Below are 23191 nucleotides of genomic sequence, written 5' to 3'. Positions count from 1 at the left end.
TTAAATTATAATACATCTGCAAAATGTAATTTTAGTTTTTTATAAAGAATAGCTCCTAATATGAATAACAAGCATGTAATTATCCAAAAACATATAGTTTCATACGGATGATGCCAGAACGGTATATTATATATAAGCGTATCTCTGTATCCTTGAACAACATAATACATTGGATTAATGCTAAACAATATCCTTAACTTTTCAGGTAACATTTTAAAATCCCACATTATCGGGGTTAACCACATACCAAACTGTATTAGAATTCCAATAATATTAAGAATATCTTTAAAAAAAGGAGCAAGTGAAGCGGTAATAAAAGCAAGTGATAATGACAGAGCAATTACACAAATGGAATAATATATTATTTGAAGATATATTAACTTCGGAAAATAACCATAGAACGAATATATTAATAACAAAAAAAACACTAATATGATATGGACAAATAATGAAGAAATTATTTTCACTATTGGTAATACGCTGGTTTTAAACATAACCTTTTTAACTAGAAAACTATATTCAAAAAAACAGTTACCTGAATTAGTCCATGCATCTGAAAAATAGAACCAAGGTATTAATCCCGAAGCCAGCCAACAAATGAATGGCACATCTTCAATAGAGGATGATCTAAATCCTACTTGAAATACAAACCAAAATAATAATATTGTTACTATAGGTTGAACAAAACCCCATATTATTCCGAAAAACGAACCTGAAAATCTTGTTTTAAAGTCATTCTTAGCTAATGAAATTATTACTCTTCTATTCATCCATATTTCTTTAAATAATTGCTTTAAGCCGTTCATGTCACACCCCTAGTTCATATATAACTGTATCTTCCCTATATTTTGATTTTACAGGTAATTTTCCCTCTTTAACTCTTTCATTTCGCTTAAAAGCAGCTTTATGTCCTGACACCTATCTTTTGAGCAAACAAGTATAGCATCATCGGTATCAACTATAACCAGATTCTCGACTCCAACAGTTGCTATTAATTTTTGAGTTCCGTCAATAATACAATCCTTTGTATCAATGCTTACAATATTACCGTTATATATATTACCTTTATCATCAGGCTTATTTACTCTTTCGAGGGCTGTCCAGGTTCCAACATCGTCCCATCCAAATTGTCCCGGTATAGTAAATATTTTAGCTGCCCTCTCCATTATTCCATAATCTATGGATATGCTGTCGAATTTACTATATTCCTCATATAGGACTTCGTTATATGTACTGGTATTTATGGAATCTTTGATTCTCATAAGCCCTTCATAGAGCCTAGGCATATATTCATGAATATTGTTCATGATAGTAGAAACTTTCCATATGAACATGCCACTATTCCATAAATATTTACCTGATTCCAAATACTCTTCAGCCTTTTTAATGTCAGGTTTTTCAACAAATCTTTCAACTTTATATATGCTTTTATTATTCTTCTCGCATGCTTTTTCACCAAAGTTAATATAGCCATATCCTGTTTCCGGATAGGAAGGTGTGATACCAATGGTAACTATGTTTTCACCCTCTTCAGCTAAAGTTGTTGCACTATCAAGAATTCTTAAAAATTCTTGATTATTCTTAATAATATGGTCGGATGGTAATACTACCATCACCCCATCTTTATCCTTGTCCATAATATGAATGGCAGCAAGCCCAATGCACGCAGCGGTATTCTTTCCAAAGGGTTCCACTACTATGTTCCCTAATGGAATTTGAGGAAGCTGATGGTTGATAGGCATTGCGTAATCCTTATTAGTGACAATATATGTATTTTCAGGAGAGCATAAACTTGATACCCTATCTATACTATTCTGAATCATAGTTTTTCCATCATTGGTAAGGCATAATAATTGCTTTGGTGTTTTTCTCCGGCTTTTGGGCCAGAATCTTTCACCTTTTCCACCTGCCATAATAACAGAATATATCATATAATAAGTCTCCTTTCATACATAAAATCTTTATCGTTTTATATATTCATAATCTGAGTACATTTTCTTTGCATATTATAATATTTTATTTCAAATCACATAAATGAACGTATAGCATATTTCTACATAATTATAGCATAGTTCAAATTATATTCAAACACTCACGGAATAAATGAACATGCATATTTGCACCTATTACTAAAATTAAAGGCAATTACATTATTTTTGTAATTGCCTTTCTATAATTTTGGTGTATTACCCATTTTTCAGCATTATATCTTATGATAAATCCAATTCTTTATCCTTTTTTGATAATATGACAGACTCCATATTAGTAATAGGCCATTTTATTGCTATAGTTGGGTCATCCCATCTGATTCCTCCTTCATCCTCTGGATGATAAAAATCAGTACATTTGTATACAAATTCTGCTTCGTCTGATAAAACTAAAAAGCCATGTGCAAAACCTTCCGGTATATAAAATTGTCTCTTATTTTCTGCACTTAATATAACACCGTACCATTCACAATAAGTTTTGGAATCTTTTCTTATATCAACTGCTACATCAAACACCTCACCGCTTATTACTCTAACAAGCTTTCCTTGGGGGTGTTTTTTCTGAAAATGCAACCCTCTTAATACACCTTTTTTTGATTTCGACTGGTTGTCCTGTACAAAAATCATATCGAGGTCTACTTTTTTAAAGTCCTCATAATTGTATGTCTCCATGAAATATCCTCTGCTGTCGCTGTAAACTTTGGACTCGATTATATATAAACCTTTTATTGGAGTCTTTATAAAATTAAATTGTCCCATGCCGCTCTTCCTCTACTTTAAATTGCATAAACTATTCTATAAATGCATCTTCAGTATTTTTAAGAGCCGTACAGCATATCATAGTATTTTTGATAATCACCGGATGTTACATTATTCATCCACTCTTTATTATCCAAATACCATCTAATGGTTTTAATTATTCCTTCTTCGAAAGTAGTTTCAGGGAGCCAGCCAAGTTCATTTTTTATTTTTGCTGCATCTATGGCATACCTTCTGTCATGGCCTTTTCGGTCTTCCACATATTTTATCAGATTTTCATCTATGGTATTATCCACATTTTTATTCAAGTAATCAATAATTGTTTTTACTATATATATATTGGTTTTTTCATTATGGCCGCCTATATTATACACATGACCAGGCTTTCCATTGTTTATAACCATGTCTATTGCTTTGCAATGGTCTTCAACATATAACCAATCCCTTATATTAAGCCCATCTCCGTAAACAGGAAGAAACTTTTTGTTAAGACAGTTATTAATTATCAAAGGTATAAGCTTTTCAGGAAACTGATATGGCCCGTAGTTATTTGAGCATCTTGTAATGTTTATTGGCATACCATATGTGTCATAATAGGATTTTACCATTAAATCGGCACTTGCTTTACTTGAAGAATATGGGCTATGAGGATCAAGGGGAGTTGATTCTGTAAAATACCCTGTGCTTCCCAATGAGCCATACACTTCGTCAGTGGATACCTGAAGAAATTTTTTGCCGGGCTTAAATCCTGTACTGTCCTCCCAGCATATTTTTGATACATTTAATATATTGACTGTTCCCAGTACATTTGTTTTCATAAATATCTCAGGTTCTTTTATGCTCCTGTCAACATGAGATTCTGCAGCAAAGTTCACTACATAATCAATATCATTATTATTGAATATATTTTCTACTATTTCTTTATCACAGATATCTCCAAATACGAATTCATACCTATCGTCTTTTTCTATCTCTCTTAAATTATCTAAATTTCCTGCGTAAGTCAGTTTATCTAAATTGATGATTTTAATATTTTCATATTTGTTTAATATAAAATAAACGAAGTTGGAGCCTATAAATCCTGCTCCGCCTGTAACCAAATATGTCTTCATATTAACTCTGCCTTTCCTGTATCTCTGCAACTTTTTTATATATTCCTGTATTAAAATATGATACAGGCTGTCAATTTGTTCTTATTCTTCTCCGACCGCCAGAATCCTTTTTTGTACTGCCTTTCCATACGCATATCTCAAAATTCTATTTACTCTTCTACGCTTACCTTTACTAGATCCCCTTTTGTATAATTACTAACATCTCCACTCTCTAAATCTTCGTTTATCACAAAATAATATATACCGCCTTTTGTTAATTCCATTGCCGGTACTGCTATTATAGAGTTTTTATCATTATATTCGAACTTTAATGGTACCCTCTCACCGGATGCTTCATTAATCAACTCTATATTTTTATCATTGATTGATTCCATATTAACATCATTTAAAAAGATAACAGTAAAGACTTTATTTACAGGTACACTTTTCAGTTCACTTAATTCCATATATTCAGGATAGTAACACCTATATAATTCTTCTTCAAGAAATGCTCTATTGGCTTCAACCCAACCATTAACTGTGCCTATACTTATTCCGTATCCTGATTCTAATGCCTTGTCCATTATATATTGATATGCATCCCAATATTGAATAGCTCTTGCTTTTTTAAGGTCTATCTCAAATTCTCTGCTATCAATTTTTACTTTCATAAAATCTCTCTTATCCCAGCCATCTCCGGCTTTACCTGAAAGAAGCTCGGCGACAGCAAGGGAATCTTCACCTCCAACTGTCAGGTCAGGGGTAACCCCTTCCTTTTCTATAACATTGCCAAGTGGGGAATAGAATCTCTCAACCGAAAGCTTGAGTACACTGCCATCTGAAAATCCGAACATAGACTGCACTGTACCTTTTCCATATGTAGTCGTACCTACTAAAAAAGCAGTTTTGTAATCCTTTACAGCAGCTGAAAGTATTTCGGAAGCACTTGCACTATACTGGTTGACAAGAAAAATAATAGGTTTATCTATCTGGCTTGTCCCCTTATCCGGCATAATTTTTCCCTCTTTTCCTTCCCTATCTTTCAAGAGTACAAGAGGTCTTTCTCCTATAAAATCGTAAGCCATTTCTTGTGCGGTTTTTAAATAGCCCCCGCCGTTATTTCTTAGATCCACAATAAAATTATCAGGGTTTTCTCTACCCAGTTCCTCAAGCTTTGCTTTAAAAAGAGATGCGGTATCATCTCCAAAAGATATTATTCTTATATACGCAGTATGCTCATCCAGCATTTTACCTTCTATTGTCGGAGACTCAAATTCTCTCCTGGTAATTTTATATGCATGAAAAGAATTGTCTCGCTTGACCTGTATATTTACAACGGTTCCCGCTTCTCCCCGCAAATATGATGCCGCCGCTTCAAGAGCTGCTCCTGCCAGTTTGTGATTATCTACTTTTGTAATTATATCGCCCTCTTTAATCCCAACAGCCTGTGCAGGGGTACCGTCGATTACCGAAAGCACCTTTACTCCCTCGGGGTCTATCTCTATCTGGATACCTATTCCTGAATATTTTCCGTCTATATCATTAGTAAATCTTTTATATTCATCAGCTGTGAAATATTGAGTATATGGATCATTTAAAGATTTAATTACATCTTCTATTGTAGTTGCTTTTAATGTTTTATCAGATACATCTTCTATATAATAATTTGTAATTATATCTTTAGCAGTATCTAATACAGCAGTTTTAGCTTGTACAGAAAATGTAAACAGGTTCAATATCAAAACTGCGATTACAGATATTAAAGCAATGCGCAAGCTTCGCCTTTTTTTACTTATATCCTGGTTCATAAAGGTCATCATTCCCTTCATATTTTTAAATAAAAGTAATACTGGTTTAGTAACATTGTAACAAAAAAAATTATTGCATTCAAATTTAATGTCAACAAGCTAAATTGTTGATAGGTTATAGTTGTCTATGTAACTATAACCTATCAAAATCAGGTAAAATAAAAACACCTGCAGACTTACTATCAGAATTTTTTATGATTGTATCACTGCAATTATTCACTATAAACTGTTTTGCTTCTTCTATGGTTAACCTGGTTTTACCGGATACTTTCCTCCAACCAATATATAACCCCAGCATGCCTGTGACCAGAGAAGCCGCAGCACTGGTGCCTTCAAATGGAAAAGGATTCTCTACACTGTTTGGAATATATATATAAGTAAATCCCAGCGCCTCCAGGCCTTCACCTTCATTTGAATATTCAGGGATTTCATCTTTAAGAAGGTTATATGCCCCTATGCTGATGGTCCAATCGAGGCAGGAAGGATAGGATATAAATTTAGAGGAACCGTTATTCCCTGAACTGCATATAAACGGAATATCCAATTTCTCCAACACATTCCACAATTCTTCCCTTGAGTTTTTAGGACTTGAAAAGCTACAGTTTACTATATCGATCTTTTCCCGGTTTTCTATTAACCACCTTGTTGTTTCCCTGGCCCCGCCAAACCAGTTAAACCCATATATATTGGCATCAGGGCAGGCTTCTCTGACAACACTGCACGAGTTCGGTTTATGGAATTCATACCCCTTTATTATTGGGTTATGGTGGGCAATGGGCAATATTACTCTTGTATGGCTGTGAGGAGCATATTGATCATCCAGGACGGCAATATTGACATTTTTACCTGTATATCCGTTCTCGTACCATTTTAATATATTTGCGGCTTCAAATACTTTTTTATTCTGTCGGAGCATCATATCACCACCTATATTCTTCTATTATATATTAAAGGAAAGAAGACAACCACTAATGGTTGTCTTCTTTTTAAATTACTTTAATTAGTTAGCTTTTTCTACTACTATTGCAAACTTAATGAAATTTTCGTTATCTCTGACAAGTACAACCTTATCTCCTGCTTTAACTGACTGCAGAGTGTAGGATTTGACATTTGTCTTGTTTGAAGCATCAAATACCTGGTATGAGTCAGCAAGCTTGTAAGTTCCTACTGTTGCCGCTTCTGTCTCATCTATTTCTTCAGTATTTGGATCATCAGCAATAGCAGCATCAACTGTAATTGTGATTTCTTTGCTTGAAGTTGATCTGGATATTACTACACCTTCAGCTTCTACAAGATCCATCACTGTTATCGCATCTCCAGCTTTATTAACTACTCTTCCTGTGTTGTCGTCTATGAGCAATTTAGCTGCATAGTATCCGTTAGCTGTAATTGCAGCCTGAGCATTTGTGACTACGTTATCTCTGAAGTAGTTGAATACGCTGCTTTCATCTTTAGTGTAGATAGTCTTGGATTCGCCGTTAATCATAGCTTTTATTCTGTATACATTATCTGTTGTAAGTTTTGTTATTTCTGTGATTACTGTTGATGTTACTGTTGCATCATCTTCAGTGTTTGTATCATTTGCTATGATATAGTCTGCATTGTAGTCAGCATCATGGTATACATAGCTCTTGCTTTCTGTCGAAGCTGTTATTTCTGTGAAGTTTAATTCATCGCCCCACTTAACAACTGTTATATCATCTTCATCGCTACTTACATTATATTCTTCTGTAAGGAATACTACTGTTGAAGAGCTTAATTTATATCCAGCGACATACTTAGCAGTAGTCTTTACTGTTGAAGTAATGTCGGCTTTTGCAAAATCTGAAGCTCCATTTACATATAATTCTGCTATATCGCCATCGGAATTAAGTTTAACCTTTATTAACTGATCTTTTGTAATAACTGTTGCGCCATCAGTTACTGTTGCAGGGTTTATATTTGTTTCTGTACCGGCTGTTAAGCTGCTGAATTTAACGTCATAGCTTACCTTTTCGCCGCTTTCATTGATCATGTCAACCGGGAGGTAAAGTTCTCCGCTTCTTGCATCTTTATATGCAACTACATTTTCATAAAGATATCCAACAACCGTAGTTTTAGCTACATCTCCTCTGTCGCCTGATACAAATACTGCATCACCGTTTCTGTCAACATATACTACTACGTCTTCACCTGATTCCTGCATTTCTTCAGCTATATCGGAATCAAAGTTTTTCAATGTATTTCCATCAAGATACTTAACACCGGTGAATTCAAATTCCTCATCATCTACAATGAAAGTATCGTTTGTGATATCACCTATTTCGCCTGTTACTGTCTTGTTGAATACTTCTGCAAATCCGTCATTATTTCTTGCGCTGGTATTGTAGAAGAGTATGTCGCCTTCTTCAATATCTGCTGCAGTAATTTGTTTTCCGTCTTTTACTATTATAAAGTCTTCAACGTCAAGTTCATCATTATAACCAATTACTTCATTTTCATCAACGCTTTTTACAACCATATTTTCTTCCAGTTCGTATGCACTGATGAATATAACATCACCATTCTTGTCAAGAACTACTTTTGCGTAATCATATTCTGTACCCATTGCAGCAAGAGTAGTTGAGCTGTCATCATCGTTTGCATAAAGAATAACGTCATCTGCAAGATCATATGATTTGTCTTCATCTACAAGGTCTACTTCTTTATTAGCCTTATCAAGCTCGATTGCATCATATTTTACTGTTTCTGAATCAAGTTCAAGCCTTGTAACATTCTTGTCATTGTCGCTCCATACTTTTGCACTACGCCCAAGTATTTCCTGGAAATCAACTTCAACTGTTTCAGGAACTGTGAGTACAGAACCATCTTCAAGTGTTATTTCACGATCATCTGCGTTAACTTCTACTACTCTTAAGTTAGTGTAGTATGGTCTCTGATAATCAAATGCAAGGGTGCTGCCATCAACTGCAACTGATATCTGATAAGTCTTTCCCTGCTGTATATATCCGCCATTATCTTCAAGGAACCATATGTCAGCAGCCATTTTGTTTGAAGATAAAGCAACCGACTCAACGCCTACCATATCAAGGCTGTCCTTGTCTACAACTGTAACATCAGCTGTTGATAAGCTTGAAACAGGTTTGTTAAATGATACTCTTATACCTCTTCCATCCTGTGTAAGAGTTGTAACTCCTGTTATCTGAAGCACTCCTGACAAGTCGCTTCCAACTGCTGCTAAAGCTTCGTCTGAAACCACTGCAGATCCACCAAGAGCTACTGCTGTAGTTGTAGCTGTTACTTTACTGTTGATAAATGCCTGAGTTGCAGCCGGCATTGTAGCTCCAACCAATACTACCGGTGAAAGAGTTTTAGCTGCAAGAGCTGCTCCTGCAAGAGCATCTGCAAAGTCTTCACCTGTTGCAAGGAATACCTTTTCAAAATTGAGTTCTGCTGCAAACTTGTTCATAACTGCTACGTTTGTTTCATATCTGTCTATTCCTGCTAATCTTTCAGCACCAGTAAGGCTGTTGAGGATTGTATCGCTTACAACTCCTGATCCGCCTACTACATATGCTTTCTTACTGCCTATAAATGACCTAACTGCGTCATCCATTGAATTTGTTTCTGTAAGAAGTATCGGCCATCCTTTTGCTGCAGCTATAGGAGCTATTGATAATGCATCAGGATAATTTTCTCCATATGCAACAACAACTGTATCAGTTGCTCCGATTTGTTCTGCGACTTTAAGGGATGTCTCATATCTATCGTCACCTGCAAGACGTGTAACTGTCTTACCTGCTGCTGTTAAAGCATCTGCAATATTTTTGGAAACAACACCTTCTCCACCTACGATGAATACGTTTGTTGCACCAATTCTGTTAAGTTCATCAAGAACTCCTGCAGATAAACTATCTTTAGCTGTTAAAAGTATAGGTGCATTGTATTTCTTTGCTAATGGAGCCGCACTGAGTGCATCAGGAAAATCTTCTCCATAAGCGATTACTGCATATTGTGTTGAACCTGCACCCCAGCCGTTCTGAGATATCCTTAATGCAGTTTCATATCTGTCTTGTCCTGCTAGCCTTGCTGAAGTTACTGCTGCTGATGCTACACTTGTAAATAAAAGCTGTGTCATCATCATTGCTGCAACTAAAAATCCAGCCAGAAACTTTTTACTTATTTTACTCATTTTTAGTCCCCTTTCGTGAGTTAGTGCAAAGCCCTATTCATTTTATTAGTTTTGACTTTGCAATGGTAAAAATTAATTTATAAAGTTGTTACCAGGTAACCACCCCCTTGAAATGGTGAATATCTTAGAACATGCAAATTAAACATGTTCGACTTTGTTCAAACCGTAGTACTAATATATCATATTTGTTTTTTAAATCCTAAGGTGTTAATCTGGAAGGACAACCAAATAAATATTTTATTGGAAAATTCATAGCCTTTATGAGGAATAAATTTACATGGCAATTCGCATAAATCACTGGTATGACTGGCCTTACTTCAGTTGTTAATAAATTGTTACAATCGATAGAAATATGAAATTATACTCGACTTGCTTAAATTTTTTAGTATTCTTTATCAATATGCCTGCAAAGAGTGGGGGCTTCCCCCTATTATCAAAGTGTATAAAATCATACATAATTTAATCTATTACAATTTCCACCCTGGAAATGGTAAACTGGTAAATACAATTCATGAGATTAGAATATTTTAATCGCAAAATAAAAAAGCCGGATTTCAATCCGACTTTTTGAGACTTATCTCTTTATTTATTATTTAGCTCAGTTTTATTCTTTAATTTATCATTGATGCTTATACCTACACCCAGCAAAACCCAGAACACAGGAGCGACCGACAATACACTGTCATTAAAAAGGCCTGAAATTGTGTAGCCCACAAATGCGGCAAATATAGCAAGTCCGATATATGAGTATTTGTCATTAAAACTAGACTTATAGTATATCCTCCAGCTTGAAACAAAGTATATTATAAACATTGCAAGAAGCGCTAGTAGTGAAATTATGCCTGTGTTTATGGCTGTAGCAAGATACATATTATGGGCCTTATCTACAAACATAGAAATTGTATCATATGCTATAAGTTTACCCACGTAATCTTCTTGAGGAAAATGTATGGCATAGGTATCAGGCCCATAACCTGCGATAACAGTATTTTTAAGCAACGGTATAGACCTGGACCAGATATATCCCCTGGCCGAGCCTATCCTTTCAAGCCCCTCAAAACCCCATTTTTCTACAGGTTCCAGATTAACTGTCTGATCTCTATGATTAACCAGCCTCAGCCCGGACTTAGTCACTGCAAAACGCAATTTTAAGGAAGCATAGTTCATCTCTATAAAAAAATCATCCTTATTATTTGATACCGTAAAAGTTGTTCCATTATATCTTTCATCGGTGATTTTTATACTATTACCATCAAACTGAGCAGGTATATCCATATCGTTTTCATCTTTTAATTTTATAGTTTTATCATCATATATGATTTTCAACTCTTTATCTTCAAATATTACCCTTATTTCATTTGAATCCGAAGTTATGTCCTTTATGCCTTCATATTTTTGGGCAGAAAATATTTTCACGGCATCCGTTATTATGGAACCCACCCTACCGAATATTCTGCCTGATGACATAACGTTTGCAACAACAAAAGCTATTATAAATAAAGATAATACCGCCAGCGATATTTTCCAATGCTTTTTAATCATACTCCGGAACATTATTACTATAATTACAAGTGCCACAAAACCCCCGACCACGCCTGCTCTTGAATTACAAACTATCCAGTTAGCCAGCATTATACAACTGAACATTGCTGCCGCAGCCTTCTCCTTCCTCCCTTTTACGAACGCAAGTATTACTACCGATATTGGGAACAGCATGGCGAAATAACTTCCTGCATAGTCATAATGACTTATTGTTGAATAAAATGCTCTGATATCTTTTAGAAAGCTGATATCCATACCATTTTTCTCGGCGGGGAGCAATAGATCCCGTACTCCCTCCCATGTTAAAACATATATATCAAAACGCTCAAGTAGCCCTATTATGCCTATTATGAATGCTGAAACAGCAAGCCATTTTATGATAAGTACTGCCTGGTTTTCATTATTTACGAGATTTACTGAAAGAAGCATTACCACAATATAGCCAAGAAGCACAAACATCCCCTCATATCTTCCTGTAAAGCCAAAAAGAGAGATTGTCGTATTCTGAGAGGTAAAAGTTGAAAGAATAACGGCAGCACTATACACAGCCGCCGGAATATAAAACAATGTTTTTTTTACCTTGATGTATCCTTTATAATAATAATAAATGGCCATGGTTATGGCTGCTACGGTAAATATTAAAAACCACTGCATTTTATAATATGCAAAAAAGTCCATAACCTCATTGCCTGTCCAGAAATATACCGCATAACTATCTGTAAGTCTATCGACTTTCATATGGACTATCAATGGCAACACAGAGATAATTAATAACAATGGCAAAATGTAATATGTGTATATTTTTTTATCTTTTTTTTCAGCTTTTACTTTCATCTTTCCTATCTCTCCTGTCGTCAGTTTAATATATAAGCTTCATTTGGGAATCTATATGTGCTACTAATAAATTTCATTATTTATAAAATATCATAATTGGACAATCATTACAATATAAAAAAGATATAGCAGTTGTAAACACAACTGCTATATCTTTTATTATTTGTCTGTATTAATTAACCTTAATCACAAAGAGTACAAAGTTATAATTTGTATTATGTTCTACGCTGTCATAGAATAAAATAGCTTTGTCTCCATCTGCATCAATCTTGGATAATGAAATTGATTTTATGCTGGTCCTAGTTGTTCCATCAAATACTTCAGCTGCAGAAGCAAGCCTATATACTGTTCCATCCTCTGCTGTGACAGTGCCATTTCCTGAAGTATTTCTGGTTTCTAATACGGTTGCTGTAGTAGGCTGTGCTACTGTCTCTGTTGTAGCACCTACTGCTTCAAGCACGTCAACTGCATCGCTACCGCTACCTTTATTGACTATTTTTCCAGTTTCATCATCAATGAGCAATTTAGCGGCATAGAAGCCTCTAGCTGAAATAGCTGCATTTATAGAAGTCACCAATCCGTCAAAATGAGTCTCTACGCTGCTGGCATTTGAAGTGTAGAAATCTTCTTTTGTACCATCTACAAACGCTGTTACTCTGTAGGAGCCTTTGTTGGCGCCACTAGTAATCTTTGAAGAAACCTTAGTGATCAGAGCTGGAGTCCAAGTAGCATCACTATCAGTATCCGCTGCAGTAGCTACAATATACTTAGCGTTCTGCGAATTGTTATAATATACTGTACCTGCAGTAATTTCTGTGAAGCTTGTAACATCACCCAGCTTAATTACTTCGATGTCATCCTCATCGTTACTTGATAAGTATTCATCAACAAGGAATATTACTGTAGAATCACTTAATCTGCTGCCTGCTGCATAAGTATCATCAGTTTCTACTTTGCTAGTTATATTGGTGAAACCTAAGGTTGGAGAAGGAATCTTATAAAGTTCCACAATATCTCCATCTGAGTTAAGTTTAATTTGTACAAGATCTTTTGCTGCAAGGCCAGCAACTATTGTACTTTCATCTACACTTGGGGTTGCTAGATCATCAGTACTCATGATAAGAGCACCAGTAGTTGTATTTTTTATATTAGTTTCTGTGTCTTTATCCAAACTTGATACTTTGACGTCATAGCTTACCTTTTCGCCCAGTTCATTTATTATATCTACGGGCAGATATGCATCGCCGCTCCTTGTATCATTGTATGGCTTAACATCTTCATATAAGTATCCAACAATTGTTGTCTTTACAGCGTCTCCTCTTTCGCCTGTGATATATACTACATCACCTGCTCTGTCGAGGTAAACAACAACTTCTTCTTCAGTATCCTGGAATTCCTCAGCAATCTCTGCATCAAGAGCTGCTAATTCATCATCATTAAGATATTGAACTGAACCTTTATCATAGTCTACGTCATATTTGTATATTTCTCCATCAACAGTGAAATCAACATCGGTAATATCTTCAATCGCTCCGGTTACGGTTTTATTGAATACTTCTGCAAAACCGTCTCCGTCCAATGCGTCACTTGTATAGAAGAGTATATCGCCTTCTTCAAGGTCATCAACAGCGACAGTCTTTCCATCTTTTACTATTGTATAGTCTTCAGCATCAAGAACATCACCATATCCAAGGATATCCGTTCCATCAACACCTTCAACTACCATGAAGTCTTCCCATTGATATACTATAAGGAAAACAACATCGCCGCTCTTGTTAAGGACAACTTTTCCATATCCGTATGTGGCATCGTCAATAGCACCGATATCGTAATCGTTAGTTTCATCATCGATATCTACTGTATATGTGTCATTACGATCAACTATTACAGTTGCGCCATCTGCAAAATCATAATCTTCGTCTTCGTCAACTAAAGTGATTGTACCATCATCATTGATTTCTACTGCGTCATACTTAATTGTCGGATTTCCGGGAGTAATCTTTGAAATAAAGTTGGAGTTGTCATACCATACATCGGCAGTACGTCCAAGTAAATCCTCGTAATCCACTTCAATGTCATCAGGTACAATCAAAGTACCGATATCAGCTAATTTTATTTCTGCTTCGCTTGCATCAACATCTATTACTCTTTTTGAAGCATAATTAGCACGTATATATTCATATTTTAAAGTGCTTCCGCCTGTTACAACTTCAATAACGTATGTTTTCCCTGTCTGTGCATAAGAATTTGTTGAATCTTCAAGGAACCATATATCAGCTGTCATCTTATTGGAAGACAATGATACGCTTTCCACACCGATAGTAGCAAGACTGCTCTTGTTATAAACTGTAACATCGGCACTTGTTAATGAAGCAATAGGTTTGTTGAAGGATATTCTTATACCTCTACCATCCTGTGTAAGAGTTGTAACTCCTGTTATTGCTAACACTTCTGATGAAGGGCTGCCGATAGCTGCTGCTACAGCATCGCTAACAACTGCGGGTCCTCCGAGAACAACTGCTACAGCGGTTGAAGGTACAACGCCATTAAGGAATGACTGTGTTCCAGCTGCTAATGTAGCTCCAGCAAGAACAACCGGTGAGCCAGATACTGCTGCAGGAACTGATCCAGCCAATGCATCTGCAAAACCTTCGCCAGTTGCTACAAATACTTTAGCAAAGTTAAGGTCAGCAGCAAATTTAGCCATGATAGCAACGTTAGTTGCATATCTGTCTGCTCCGCTTAATCTTTCTACGTTAAGGCCTGCAACTGCTGCGTCAGCAACAACACCAGCTCCGCCTACTACAAAAACTTTCTTGCTTCCGATGTATGCCTTTACGGCTGCATCCATAGCATTAGCATCTGTTAAGAGTATTGGCCAACCTTTTGCTGCAGCAATAGGAGCAATTGATAATGCATCTGCAAAACCTTCTCCGTTTGCTACAACTACTGTGTCGGATTCTCCAACTTGCTCTGCAACTTTGAGTGCTGTTTCGTATCTGCTAGCTCCTGCAAGACGAGTAACTGTTTTTCCAGCTGCTGTCAAAGCGCTTGCTACAGTTGCGGAAACAACTCCTTCTCCACCAACTATAAATACGTTTTCAACACCTAACCTGTTGAGTTCGTTAAGAACTCCAGCTGGTAAACTATCCTTTGCTGTTAAAAGAATAGGTGCGTTATATTTCTTAGCTAGAGGTGCTGCACTAAGCGCATCCGGGAAATCTTCCCCATATGCAAGTACTGCATAATCAGTTGAGCCATCTGTCCAATTGCTTTGTGATATTCTTAATGCTGTTTCATATCTGTCTGCTCCGGACAGTCTGCTTGCTGTTGCTGCTAAAGCTGTGCTAGTGAAAAGCACTTGTGTAAGTATCATTGATACTACCAACGCCAATGCAAGCAACTTTTTACTTTTTCTGAACATGTTATAGTCCCCTTTCTTATTCTTTTGCAAAGCCCTTTTATTATTTACGGGCTTTGTTGCTAAATTAATATTACTCATTTTTGCATTGTAACCTTCGTTACTCTACACACCACCTTCCCTTCACACCAAGGAATGCTATATATACCATAAAATACATAGCATGTCCTTCTATACTAATATACCACATTTTTTCTAAAAATGCATAAATTTTTAGTGTTTTTAAGTCTAAAAGTTATGAATTTTTTATGAATATAGCCTGCTCCACAGCACATTCATGTGGTCTATCAGCTTAAGCCTGTCTAATTTTATGCTAAAATCAAAATCAAGTAATAACATAAGGCTTAGAATTTTGTGGCAAAATGAGATAATTTATCATACTTTGTATAAACTATGGAGCCATTTTAAAATATACCATAAACTTCATATATTGTACAGGCTCTTTTTATTTTGGCGTATTTTGGTGATTTATCAGTCCTTATTAATATCCGCCGGCGCTGGATATACCTATGCCGAATGATGCCTCAAACTGTTTCTTCGCAAGGTTATATCCAAGCAGGGCTTGGGCCTTCTGCAGTTTTACTTCTTTTACTTTGTTAAGCATATCTGTTACACTGCTGCTTGTATCCAGGCCATTTTCATACTTTAATATAGTAGCATCATATAACTTTTCCATTTCATCTATGGATTGGTCGAGTATGGTGAGCCTGTCGTAAGCATCCTGCATATCCATATAGGCTTTTCTCACGGATAATTCTACCGACTGTTTGCTGCTGCTTAGTTTATATTCGCTGCTTTCCATGGTCTGTTTGGCTTCTTGATATTTATAGGTATTTTCTGGATACCAGCCATAAGTAATTTCTAAATTCAGTTTATCCACTTCATACTGCTCGCTTGCCGAAACTATCTCCATCCTGTTTTGAAGAGCCAGGGATACTTTTTCATTAATATCAACTTCCGGCAATGGTTCTATGTTTAATGTATCGGTCAGCTTTACTTTAGTCTCAAGAGGTAGGCCCAAGGTTTTATTGAAATCCATAACTGCATACTCTACTGCCCTTTGGGCAGACCTCTGATCCATCTGTTCCTGCATATATGTCGTCTTAGCCGATGTGACTTCTATCTGGGAGACCAAACCCAATTCATATTTTTTGCTAGTAGTATCCAAGTTTTCTTTAGCAGATACTAAAGTGCTGTTCTGTATTTCAAGCTTTTCTTGTGCATTAAGCAGGTTAAAATAACTGCTTTCCACTGAGTATTTAATATCTTCTGCCGCCCGAAGCAAGTCCTTTTCAGCTACTGTAACCGCACTTTGTGCCCCTCTTTTACCATATCCTTTTTTTATCTGGGCTGTCTGGAATGTGACCTCGCTTGAATCTTTTGTTTTGTTAAACAGACTATTTGCTTCCCTAAGGCCAACTTTAGCTTTTTCAAGGGCTGTCTGCTTAATTCCCATCTGAGGGCTATTTTTTAATGCATAATCGACAGCCTCTGCAAGTGAAAAACTCTTTTCCCCAGCTGGACTGTTCTCCGCCATTGATACTGTGGTGAAACTTCCTAAAACAATGCATAATACAAGTGCAATTATCAACTTCTTCTTCATTTTTACTTTCTCCTCTCTAATGTTAGGGGACACTTCTCCTCTTTTTGGGTAATACTCCGGAGCAGTCGGAGAAATGTCCCCAACTTATCCTTCAAACTCAGTTCCCAATTTAATCCCCTATTATCTTTCTAATATATAATAATGTAGAAACTCTTTACCTCAGTTTCCATATAAACTAATAATAAGGCTTCATTGGCTTTTTTTCAATAAATGACATCTTAATTATTTATTAATTAATGAAGAATTCGGCTGGGCCGAGGAAATTGCTGCATGAAATGCCGTAAATTTGTAACAATTCTTTTGATGCTGGAATATAATACTATACTATCTATATGTAAAAGGGTGCGGATATATATGTCCGGTATTTTAAATAGACCCAATAAATATATAAGAGAAAAGGCAGTGGAATATGCCCTTAAGTATGTTAAAAATCCAAATCCATATTACAGGTATTTTAAAACCGAGGGGGATGGGGGTGGAGACTGCACCAATTTTGTGTCCCAGTGCCTCTTTTACGGCGGAGCCCCCATGGATTATAAAGCAAGGTGGCCATGGTGGTACAAAGGCACCGGCAATTCATCACGTATAGACCATGCCTGGTCCGTGTCCTGGGCCGTAGCCCATTCTCTTTATTGGTGTTTAAAATCCAGGGGCAAGTCAGATGCTTATGGCTTGTGCGGCATTGAAACAAGCGATATGGATGTTCTGGAGTTGGGGGATATCATTCAATATGAAAAAAGCGGGGGCATTATTTATCACTCCGCCATAATTACCGGATTTAGTACTAAGTCGGGTAAGAGAGAGCCTCTTATAACACAGCACAGCATTGATGCCGTTAATATTCCGTATTTTAAGCCGGCAGCCTCGAAGGCGCATTTTATGAAAATATTAGTAACATGAAATTAACGTGAGTGAAATCACATCTATTATTATATACGGTGGGTATAATAAACTTAGAAAACATTCAAGGAGGAAATAAATATGGGAAAAGTAGCCTTAATGAAAAACATAGAGTTTTCAAGGATTTTAAATTTAAATGAATTAATCGGTTATCAGGAAGGGCAGGTGGTAAGCAGGACTGTGGCACAGGTCCCTACTGCAAATATCACTCTCTTCGCTCTCGATAAAGGCGAAGGTATCAGCACACATACCACATCGGGAGACGCCATGGTGCAAATCCTTGACGGTACAGCCGAAATAACCATCGGTGATGAAGTTTTCAATGTAGGTGCCGGGGAAACCATCATTATGCCGTCCGATATACCCCACGGCCTGGAAGCCCGCGAACGCTTCAAAATGTTGTTGACGGTAATTAAGAAACCTGTGGAATAGTGGTAATATGTAAGGGGAGCAGCGGTTAGGGGGCACAACTAAAGTTATGTCCCCTTTTTATTAGGAATGTCCCCTACTTATGCCAATTTGACCGCTTTGTTATTTTATAATGATATGAACTTCTTTACCGAGGCTACGGGCGAGTTTAGTAACGAAATCAAATGTGGGATTATATGACCCGCTTTCAAAACGTGATATATTTGATTTTTGCGTTCCGACACGCAAGGCAAGTTCTTCCTGTGTCAAGTTCAGCTTATTTCTTGCATCAATAATTTGTGCAATCAATTCATAACGAGGTTTTAATTTTTCATATTCAGCTTTAAATTCCTCATCCTTCATAAGCCTTTCTTGAATATCTTCCAATTTCACTCCTGCTTTACTCATTTTTGCACCTTCTTTCATAATCCAACTTATAAGTCAATGCTTTTTCAAGCTCTCGTTCAGGTGTTTTATTTGTTTTCTTTACAAATCCATTCAGTAATACAAAAGTATTTTTTTCATATAGAAAATAGAATACTCGTGTAATGTAAGATGAAAACTTTACTCGTAGCTCGAACAATCCTTTATAGCGTTCTCCTTTTATTGCGGTTGAAAATGGTTCGCGAATATTAATACCCAATTCTTTAGGCAACATTATGTCACTATATGCTTTAGCACGCAGCTTAGGATTTAACGACAACAAGAATTCCTCAACAGGAATCTCGCCATTTTCTTTTTGATAGAATTCTATCTTCCAATCCACTCTGCTGCCTCCTTGATATAATATTCATTGCTTGTTTTAAAGTTATCATATATGATAACACATGCCAATTATAAAAATATATATATATTATCCCCGATAATATCTGTGTATTATTAGTATTACGATTACGCATATCGTTTATATTATTAGTTCATGGGTGAGATCAGTTTCTTACTTGATAGAATAGAAAACACTGTAACCAGAATCAAGTTAGAGTATTGTATGTAGCAAGCTTGACGCACTTTTTGATGGGTATAAACAAAATTTTAAGCAGATTCAGGGGCTGGATGAACGACTTCCAAAAGATGAAAAGATGATTATAAGAAGATTCAAATAAGCTACACACTAAACAAGTACACATATAACGGATAATTATAAGCATAATATATTTAAGAAACATATGAAACCATAAATCTATTCATTCAGGAGTGTACTATGTCAAAGAACAAGAACAAAAAAACTGTCCCTGTGGAAACCCATGACACGGCAGCCTGGGCTAATATAGCAGAACAAAAACCTGTTTCTAATGTATCCATACCAAACAAATCCCAGGTTGAAAATGCCAAAGAGTGGGTAGATTCAAACGAAAAATAACTTAAATGTAGGTATGTAAATTTTAGTCTTTAATTAAGGGCAGACGGTATAAATAAACTGTCTGCCTTTGACATTATTCATATTCCCTCATGCTTTTATTAATCAAGTAAATTGTGAACTTTTATACCAAAGCTGTGAAAATAATGAGAATTATTTTTTTAAATTATATATGTGCGTTGTATTTACATAGCACGTGATATGTATTATACTAAAGATGTAAATATAAATTATAGGAGATGATTATAGTGGGAGATACAACAAATATAAGCATCCGCTTGGACGTAGAACTTAAAAAACAAGCAGAACAGCTCTTCAACGAACTTGGCATGAACATGACGACCGCTTTTAATATTTTTCTGCGTCAGGCTGTACGTCAACAGAGAATTCCCTTTGACATCGCTTTGGAAACTCCCAATGCTGAGACAATCTCCGCAATGAAAGAGGCCGAGCGCATCAGCAAAGACCCTTCCATCAAGGGTTATACTAACGCCAATGAAATGGTAAGGGAGCTTTTAGCCGATGTATGAAATAAATCAATCAATTTTTGAAAATTATTATTTCGTTAAGAAAGCGAAAGTTTCTAAAGCTAGTGTTTAGACCATTTGTGAAAATGAATATTTTAGTTGTAGCTTAAACCATCTTACAAAAATAGCTCCTTGCATATAAACAGGGAGCTATTTTTATTAAAGAATTAAAGAGGTCTGCAGCCTAAAATGCAAGCATCTTTAAATGGAGATTTGTATGAAAAATCAAGCACTATAATGCAATTGACTAAATACCATTTATTGTAACTTTTGATTAAGTTGTTCGCATCAATATTCGTAATTCTAGTACTCGCCCTAAACTTCATAAACTGAAGTTTTCCTCTTGTTTAAATGCGGAGGAGTATAGGCCATGCTTTCTCAATTCCGCAAAGGGATATTTATGCAAGAGAGTTTTTAGCAAGGGAGGCATGTTACTATTTGATAAATACTCTATTATCCCATAAAACTTTTTTAAAAAAGGGGAGAAAAAAATGAAGAGAAAATTATTGGTTACCTTGGTTTTAGTATTATCAATTATTTTGACAAACAGTTACACAGCTTTTGCAGTAATCGATAGAAATTTCACAGTTAAAGAATATGAGGAGACTAATAAGCCTTTCTGATCACCCATTCCGCTTGCTGGTTACCACTTTTCAACACGGTATCTTTTGCAAGGCTCTTGGCCTCAGCATTAAAGCATATGCCTTTGTTTTAAAATCCTGCCACGCAAATAGAGCATATAAGGCCAGAGCTGCCAATATGATAATCACAAATCTAAATTCCCATAAAAATTCCTTCATTATATTACCCCCTATTTATTCAATAATTTTCTTGCGGTATCCATTCTATCACTGCCTGCTATTCTGATTATTTTTGCTCCTGGTTCAGAGGGTTCCCATACGCCACCAATAACTATATACTCCTTGGCTTTGTTGCCTTCTGGATTTAAAAGATAATAATCTTTCAGTATTACAGGAGCTTTATATTCATACATTGCAAGCGTGGCAGCAGCCATATCCCCATCACCTGAAGCTATTATAAGTTTGTCAATCATGCTTGGATCATCCTCTCTTAATTCTGGTATCCACGATATATAAGCCGTCTTTAAAATTCCTTTTGCTATTGCCTCCGCCTGTTGTGCAAGCCATTTGTCATTTAGTAATAAATCCTGCTCTTTTGGATTGCTCAAGAAAGCTAACTCATGAAGAGCAGCTGGCATATTGGTTTCTCTGATGACATATAAATCATTTGTTTTTAACCCTCTATCCACTAATCCGGATGCCTTGACGGTTTCTTCCTGGATATTTCTTGCGAGGATTAATCCTGCATTGCTGCCATTGTAATAGTAAGTCTCTATTCCATTTGCAGTTTGATTTTCTGCACTATTAGCATGAATAGATATAAAATAATCTGCTTTAAAAGTATTGGCCATATCGCATCGCTTTTCTAATGACACATCTTCATCAAAGGTTCTAGTATATAAAATGTCAACTCCATGTCTTTGTAAATGTTCCCCAACCATTAAAGCTACTTTTAAAACAATATCCTTTTCAGGAATTCCCTTGGTTCCTACTGCCCCTGGTTGTTTACCCCCGTGGCCCGGGTCAATACATATTTTCATATCATCCCCCCCTCTACTTTTTATAATATGCAATAAAATAAGGCATGCTTTTATTGCACGCCTCCTTTTACCCTAAAATAAATTTTTAACCCCTCCTTCCTACTTAAACAGCTCATCCTTAATATCGTTTACGTCGTCTTTGACGATTTCAACAATATTGAGTTTTTCTGTGAGCTCCTTTATAATTTCCTGATATTTTGCCTCCCTCTCATCTGCTTTTTTATCTCTCACCTCCTGCTTTTTAAGGACATAAAAAAGCAGCGTTACGAATAACGCCGCCCATATGCCTTGGGATGCTGCTAGCTTTAATACTTCTGTTTCCATCAATGCACCTCCTGCTATTTAAATTAAAAGGAGCCTGATTTCTCAAGCTCCTTGATATGGAGAACTTTATTTATTTTCTATTGGAATTATTCTAATTGCTTTTGGATATCTAACGGTAAATCCTGTTTATTGATTATGTCATTAGCCATAGAGGGTGAAAAACCATCCAAACGCATTTTGAGCGTATATGGTATCGAAGGAACTCCAGAGTTATATACAACTTTTATAAAATAGTCTAACCATGGCTCTTTAGGAGCATAAAAGTTTGTAATTTTCTTGACGCCATTCTGCTCATAAGCTTGGTATATAACATTTCCATCTTCATCGCATATATACATATCCACATCAACATTAGGATCAGGATAAAGCTCAAAAGTAAAAACTCCGCCTATAGTAGAAGCGCTAACCCTCGCAAGATCTATTGTATCGGCAGATGAAACTACCCCGAATATATTTTGGACTTCCCCATGTTCTGTAAAATCCCATACACCACGGGTTTCATCTACTGTATTATTTGGTTCCTCTTCTGGCCACCCATAACTAACTGAATCTGCATAAGCCACAGAAGCAACAAGCAGTACCAATGCAAGTATTGTTGACAGCGCTATAATTAATCTTTTCTTCATATCTTTTTCTCCCTTTTATTCTAATTTTTAGAGATAAAAGATCTTCCATCTCAACATATTCGTAATTCGGAATATTCCACGTCTTAATTGTTTCATAAATTACCAATACTGTAAATTATTATCATATTGCAATAATCAATACGATATACCAGATATCAACCTTTTCTATAAATACTTTCTATTATTCATGGAAAATAGATATCATTTTTTG

The 23191-nt window shown here is 36.0% G+C and carries 21 protein-coding genes; 5 read left to right on the top strand and 16 right to left on the bottom strand.

Features of this window, described 5'->3' with window-relative positions; all coding sequences use genetic code 11:
* Nucleotides 1-5: 5 nt before the first annotated feature.
* The 10 genes from OXPF_RS15400 to OXPF_RS15355 form a co-directional block, all read right to left on the bottom strand.
* On the bottom strand, nt 6-806 hold the full coding sequence (locus OXPF_RS15400; protein ID WP_054876106.1) for an ABC transporter permease: 801 nt from the start codon (nt 804-806) through the stop codon (nt 6-8).
* A 48-nt stretch (nt 807-854) separates the two neighbouring features.
* The gene (locus OXPF_RS15395) at nt 855-1931 is read right to left on the bottom strand and encodes a mannose-1-phosphate guanylyltransferase (protein WP_054876105.1); all 1077 of its coding nucleotides are present in this window, start codon (nt 1929-1931) and stop codon (nt 855-857) included.
* A 279-nt stretch (nt 1932-2210) separates the two neighbouring features.
* Nucleotides 2211-2747 (bottom strand): dTDP-4-dehydrorhamnose 3,5-epimerase, encoded by a 537-nt coding sequence (gene rfbC / locus OXPF_RS15390; protein WP_054876104.1) that lies wholly within the window; start codon nt 2745-2747, stop codon nt 2211-2213.
* Between the two features lie 59 nt (nt 2748-2806).
* Nucleotides 2807-3859 (bottom strand): dTDP-glucose 4,6-dehydratase, encoded by a 1053-nt coding sequence (rfbB, locus tag OXPF_RS15385; RefSeq protein ID WP_054876103.1) that lies wholly within the window; start codon nt 3857-3859, stop codon nt 2807-2809.
* 149 nt (nt 3860-4008) lie between these two features.
* On the bottom strand, nt 4009-5667 hold the full coding sequence (locus OXPF_RS15380) for a S41 family peptidase (protein ID WP_083479984.1): 1659 nt from the start codon (nt 5665-5667) through the stop codon (nt 4009-4011).
* Nucleotides 5668-5779: 112 nt separating this feature from the next.
* Nucleotides 5780-6562 (bottom strand): S8/S53 family peptidase, encoded by a 783-nt coding sequence (locus OXPF_RS15375; protein ID WP_054876101.1) that lies wholly within the window; start codon nt 6560-6562, stop codon nt 5780-5782.
* An 84-nt stretch (nt 6563-6646) separates the two neighbouring features.
* Nucleotides 6647-9817 (bottom strand): cell wall-binding repeat-containing protein, encoded by a 3171-nt coding sequence (locus OXPF_RS15370; RefSeq protein ID WP_054876100.1) that lies wholly within the window; start codon nt 9815-9817, stop codon nt 6647-6649.
* 582 nt (nt 9818-10399) lie between these two features.
* Complete coding sequence (locus tag OXPF_RS15365) at nt 10400-12097, bottom strand: O-antigen ligase family protein (protein ID WP_160317235.1); 1698 nt, start codon at nt 12095-12097, stop codon at nt 10400-10402.
* Between the two features lie 268 nt (nt 12098-12365).
* On the bottom strand, nt 12366-15695 hold the full coding sequence (locus OXPF_RS15360; protein WP_054876098.1) for a cell wall-binding repeat-containing protein: 3330 nt from the start codon (nt 15693-15695) through the stop codon (nt 12366-12368).
* A 400-nt stretch (nt 15696-16095) separates the two neighbouring features.
* Nucleotides 16096-17217 carry a TolC family protein gene (locus tag OXPF_RS15355; RefSeq protein WP_054876097.1) on the bottom strand — a complete coding sequence of 374 codons (1122 nt, stop codon included), beginning with the start codon at nt 17215-17217 and terminating at the stop codon, nt 16096-16098.
* Between the two features lie 270 nt (nt 17218-17487).
* Here OXPF_RS15355 and OXPF_RS15350 point away from each other — a divergent pair, with 270 nt between their 5' ends.
* Entirely contained in the window at nt 17488-18117 is a 630-nt protein-coding gene (locus OXPF_RS15350) for an amidase domain-containing protein (RefSeq protein WP_341442706.1), read from the top strand.
* A gap of 81 nt (nt 18118-18198) precedes the next feature.
* Complete coding sequence (locus tag OXPF_RS15345) at nt 18199-18549, top strand: cupin domain-containing protein (protein ID WP_054876096.1); 351 nt, start codon at nt 18199-18201, stop codon at nt 18547-18549.
* 99 nt (nt 18550-18648) lie between these two features.
* Here OXPF_RS15345 and OXPF_RS15340 read toward each other — a convergent pair whose 3' ends face one another.
* Together OXPF_RS15340 and OXPF_RS15335 are read right to left on the bottom strand one after the other, a co-directional pair.
* Nucleotides 18649-18933 carry a helix-turn-helix domain-containing protein gene (locus tag OXPF_RS15340; RefSeq protein WP_054876095.1) on the bottom strand — a complete coding sequence of 95 codons (285 nt, stop codon included), beginning with the start codon at nt 18931-18933 and terminating at the stop codon, nt 18649-18651.
* On the bottom strand, nt 18926-19291 hold the full coding sequence (locus OXPF_RS15335; protein ID WP_054876094.1) for a type II toxin-antitoxin system RelE/ParE family toxin: 366 nt from the start codon (nt 19289-19291) through the stop codon (nt 18926-18928). The genes OXPF_RS15340 and OXPF_RS15335 overlap by 8 nt, the downstream gene beginning before the upstream one ends.
* A 435-nt stretch (nt 19292-19726) precedes the next feature.
* On the opposite strand from OXPF_RS15335, the gene OXPF_RS21910 reads away from it, so the two are divergent.
* The 3 genes from OXPF_RS21910 to OXPF_RS23420 all read left to right on the top strand — a co-directional run bounded on the left by OXPF_RS21910 (nt 19727) and on the right by OXPF_RS23420 (nt 21032).
* Nucleotides 19727-19885 (top strand): CDIF630_02480 family spore surface protein, encoded by a 159-nt coding sequence (locus tag OXPF_RS21910; RefSeq protein ID WP_083479982.1) that lies wholly within the window; start codon nt 19727-19729, stop codon nt 19883-19885.
* A 242-nt stretch (nt 19886-20127) separates the two neighbouring features.
* Entirely contained in the window at nt 20128-20412 is a 285-nt protein-coding gene (locus tag OXPF_RS15330) for a type II toxin-antitoxin system RelB/DinJ family antitoxin (RefSeq protein ID WP_054876164.1), read from the top strand.
* A 488-nt stretch (nt 20413-20900) separates the two neighbouring features.
* Nucleotides 20901-21032 carry a hypothetical protein gene (locus tag OXPF_RS23420; protein ID WP_278308402.1) on the top strand — a complete coding sequence of 44 codons (132 nt, stop codon included), beginning with the start codon at nt 20901-20903 and terminating at the stop codon, nt 21030-21032.
* Between the two features lie 30 nt (nt 21033-21062).
* Here OXPF_RS23420 and OXPF_RS22590 read toward each other — a convergent pair whose 3' ends face one another.
* The 4 genes from OXPF_RS22590 to OXPF_RS15315 form a co-directional block, all read right to left on the bottom strand.
* Nucleotides 21063-21209, bottom strand: coding sequence for a hypothetical protein (locus tag OXPF_RS22590; RefSeq protein ID WP_160317234.1), 147 nt, complete (start codon nt 21207-21209; stop codon nt 21063-21065).
* Between the two features lie 11 nt (nt 21210-21220).
* Nucleotides 21221-22030, bottom strand: a complete 810-nt coding sequence (locus OXPF_RS15325) for an N-acetylmuramoyl-L-alanine amidase family protein (RefSeq protein WP_054876093.1) — start codon at nt 22028-22030, stop codon at nt 21221-21223.
* Between the two features lie 99 nt (nt 22031-22129).
* Complete coding sequence (locus OXPF_RS15320) at nt 22130-22354, bottom strand: BhlA/UviB family holin-like peptide (protein ID WP_054876092.1); 225 nt, start codon at nt 22352-22354, stop codon at nt 22130-22132.
* A gap of 86 nt (nt 22355-22440) precedes the next feature.
* A complete protein-coding gene (locus OXPF_RS15315; RefSeq protein ID WP_054876091.1) occupies nt 22441-22980 on the bottom strand; it encodes a hypothetical protein in 540 nt (179 codons plus the stop codon).
* Between the last annotated feature and the right edge of the window lie 211 nt (nt 22981-23191).

It is taken from the genome of Oxobacter pfennigii, assembly GCF_001317355.1.
Classification (GTDB): Bacteria; Bacillota; Clostridia; order Clostridiales; family Oxobacteraceae; genus Oxobacter; species Oxobacter pfennigii.
The sequence above is the reverse complement of the archived record's forward strand: the minus strand, read 5'-3'. Positions and strand labels throughout refer to the sequence as shown.

Excerpts from the sequence above, each read along its gene's own strand:
- OXPF_RS15360 (WP_054876098.1), bottom strand. The coding sequence starts at position 15,695 with ATGAGTAATATTAATTTAGCAACAAAGCCCGTAAATAATAAAAGGGCT.
- OXPF_RS15370 (WP_054876100.1), bottom strand. The coding sequence starts at position 9,817 with ATGAGTAAAATAAGTAAAAAGTTTCTGGCTGGATTTTTAGTTGCAGCA.
- OXPF_RS15315 (WP_054876091.1), bottom strand. The coding sequence starts at position 22,980 with ATGAAGAAAAGATTAATTATAGCGCTGTCAACAATACTTGCATTGGTA.
- OXPF_RS15365 (WP_160317235.1), bottom strand. The coding sequence starts at position 12,097 with ATGAAAGTCGATAGACTTACAGATAGTTATGCGGTATATTTCTGGACA.
- OXPF_RS15380 (WP_083479984.1), bottom strand. The coding sequence starts at position 5,667 with ATGAAGGGAATGATGACCTTTATGAACCAGGATATAAGTAAAAAAAGG.
- OXPF_RS15340 (WP_054876095.1), bottom strand. The coding sequence starts at position 18,933 with ATGAGTAAAGCAGGAGTGAAATTGGAAGATATTCAAGAAAGGCTTATG.
- OXPF_RS15400 (WP_054876106.1), bottom strand. The coding sequence starts at position 806 with ATGAACGGCTTAAAGCAATTATTTAAAGAAATATGGATGAATAGAAGA.
- OXPF_RS15375 (WP_054876101.1), bottom strand. The coding sequence starts at position 6,562 with ATGCTCCGACAGAATAAAAAAGTATTTGAAGCCGCAAATATATTAAAA.
- OXPF_RS15345 (WP_054876096.1), top strand. The coding sequence starts at position 18,199 with ATGGGAAAAGTAGCCTTAATGAAAAACATAGAGTTTTCAAGGATTTTA.
- OXPF_RS21910 (WP_083479982.1), top strand. The coding sequence starts at position 19,727 with ATGTCAAAGAACAAGAACAAAAAAACTGTCCCTGTGGAAACCCATGAC.
- OXPF_RS15320 (WP_054876092.1), bottom strand. The coding sequence starts at position 22,354 with ATGGAAACAGAAGTATTAAAGCTAGCAGCATCCCAAGGCATATGGGCG.
- rfbB (WP_054876103.1), bottom strand. The coding sequence starts at position 3,859 with ATGAAGACATATTTGGTTACAGGCGGAGCAGGATTTATAGGCTCCAAC.
- OXPF_RS15355 (WP_054876097.1), bottom strand. The coding sequence starts at position 17,217 with ATGAAGAAGAAGTTGATAATTGCACTTGTATTATGCATTGTTTTAGGA.
- OXPF_RS15325 (WP_054876093.1), bottom strand. The coding sequence starts at position 22,030 with ATGAAAATATGTATTGACCCGGGCCACGGGGGTAAACAACCAGGGGCA.
- OXPF_RS23420 (WP_278308402.1), top strand. The coding sequence starts at position 20,901 with ATGAAGAGAAAATTATTGGTTACCTTGGTTTTAGTATTATCAATTATT.
- OXPF_RS15395 (WP_054876105.1), bottom strand. The coding sequence starts at position 1,931 with ATGATATATTCTGTTATTATGGCAGGTGGAAAAGGTGAAAGATTCTGG.
- OXPF_RS15350 (WP_341442706.1), top strand. The coding sequence starts at position 17,488 with ATGAAATGCCGTAAATTTGTAACAATTCTTTTGATGCTGGAATATAAT.
- rfbC (WP_054876104.1), bottom strand. The coding sequence starts at position 2,747 with ATGGGACAATTTAATTTTATAAAGACTCCAATAAAAGGTTTATATATA.
- OXPF_RS22590 (WP_160317234.1), bottom strand. The coding sequence starts at position 21,209 with ATGAAGGAATTTTTATGGGAATTTAGATTTGTGATTATCATATTGGCA.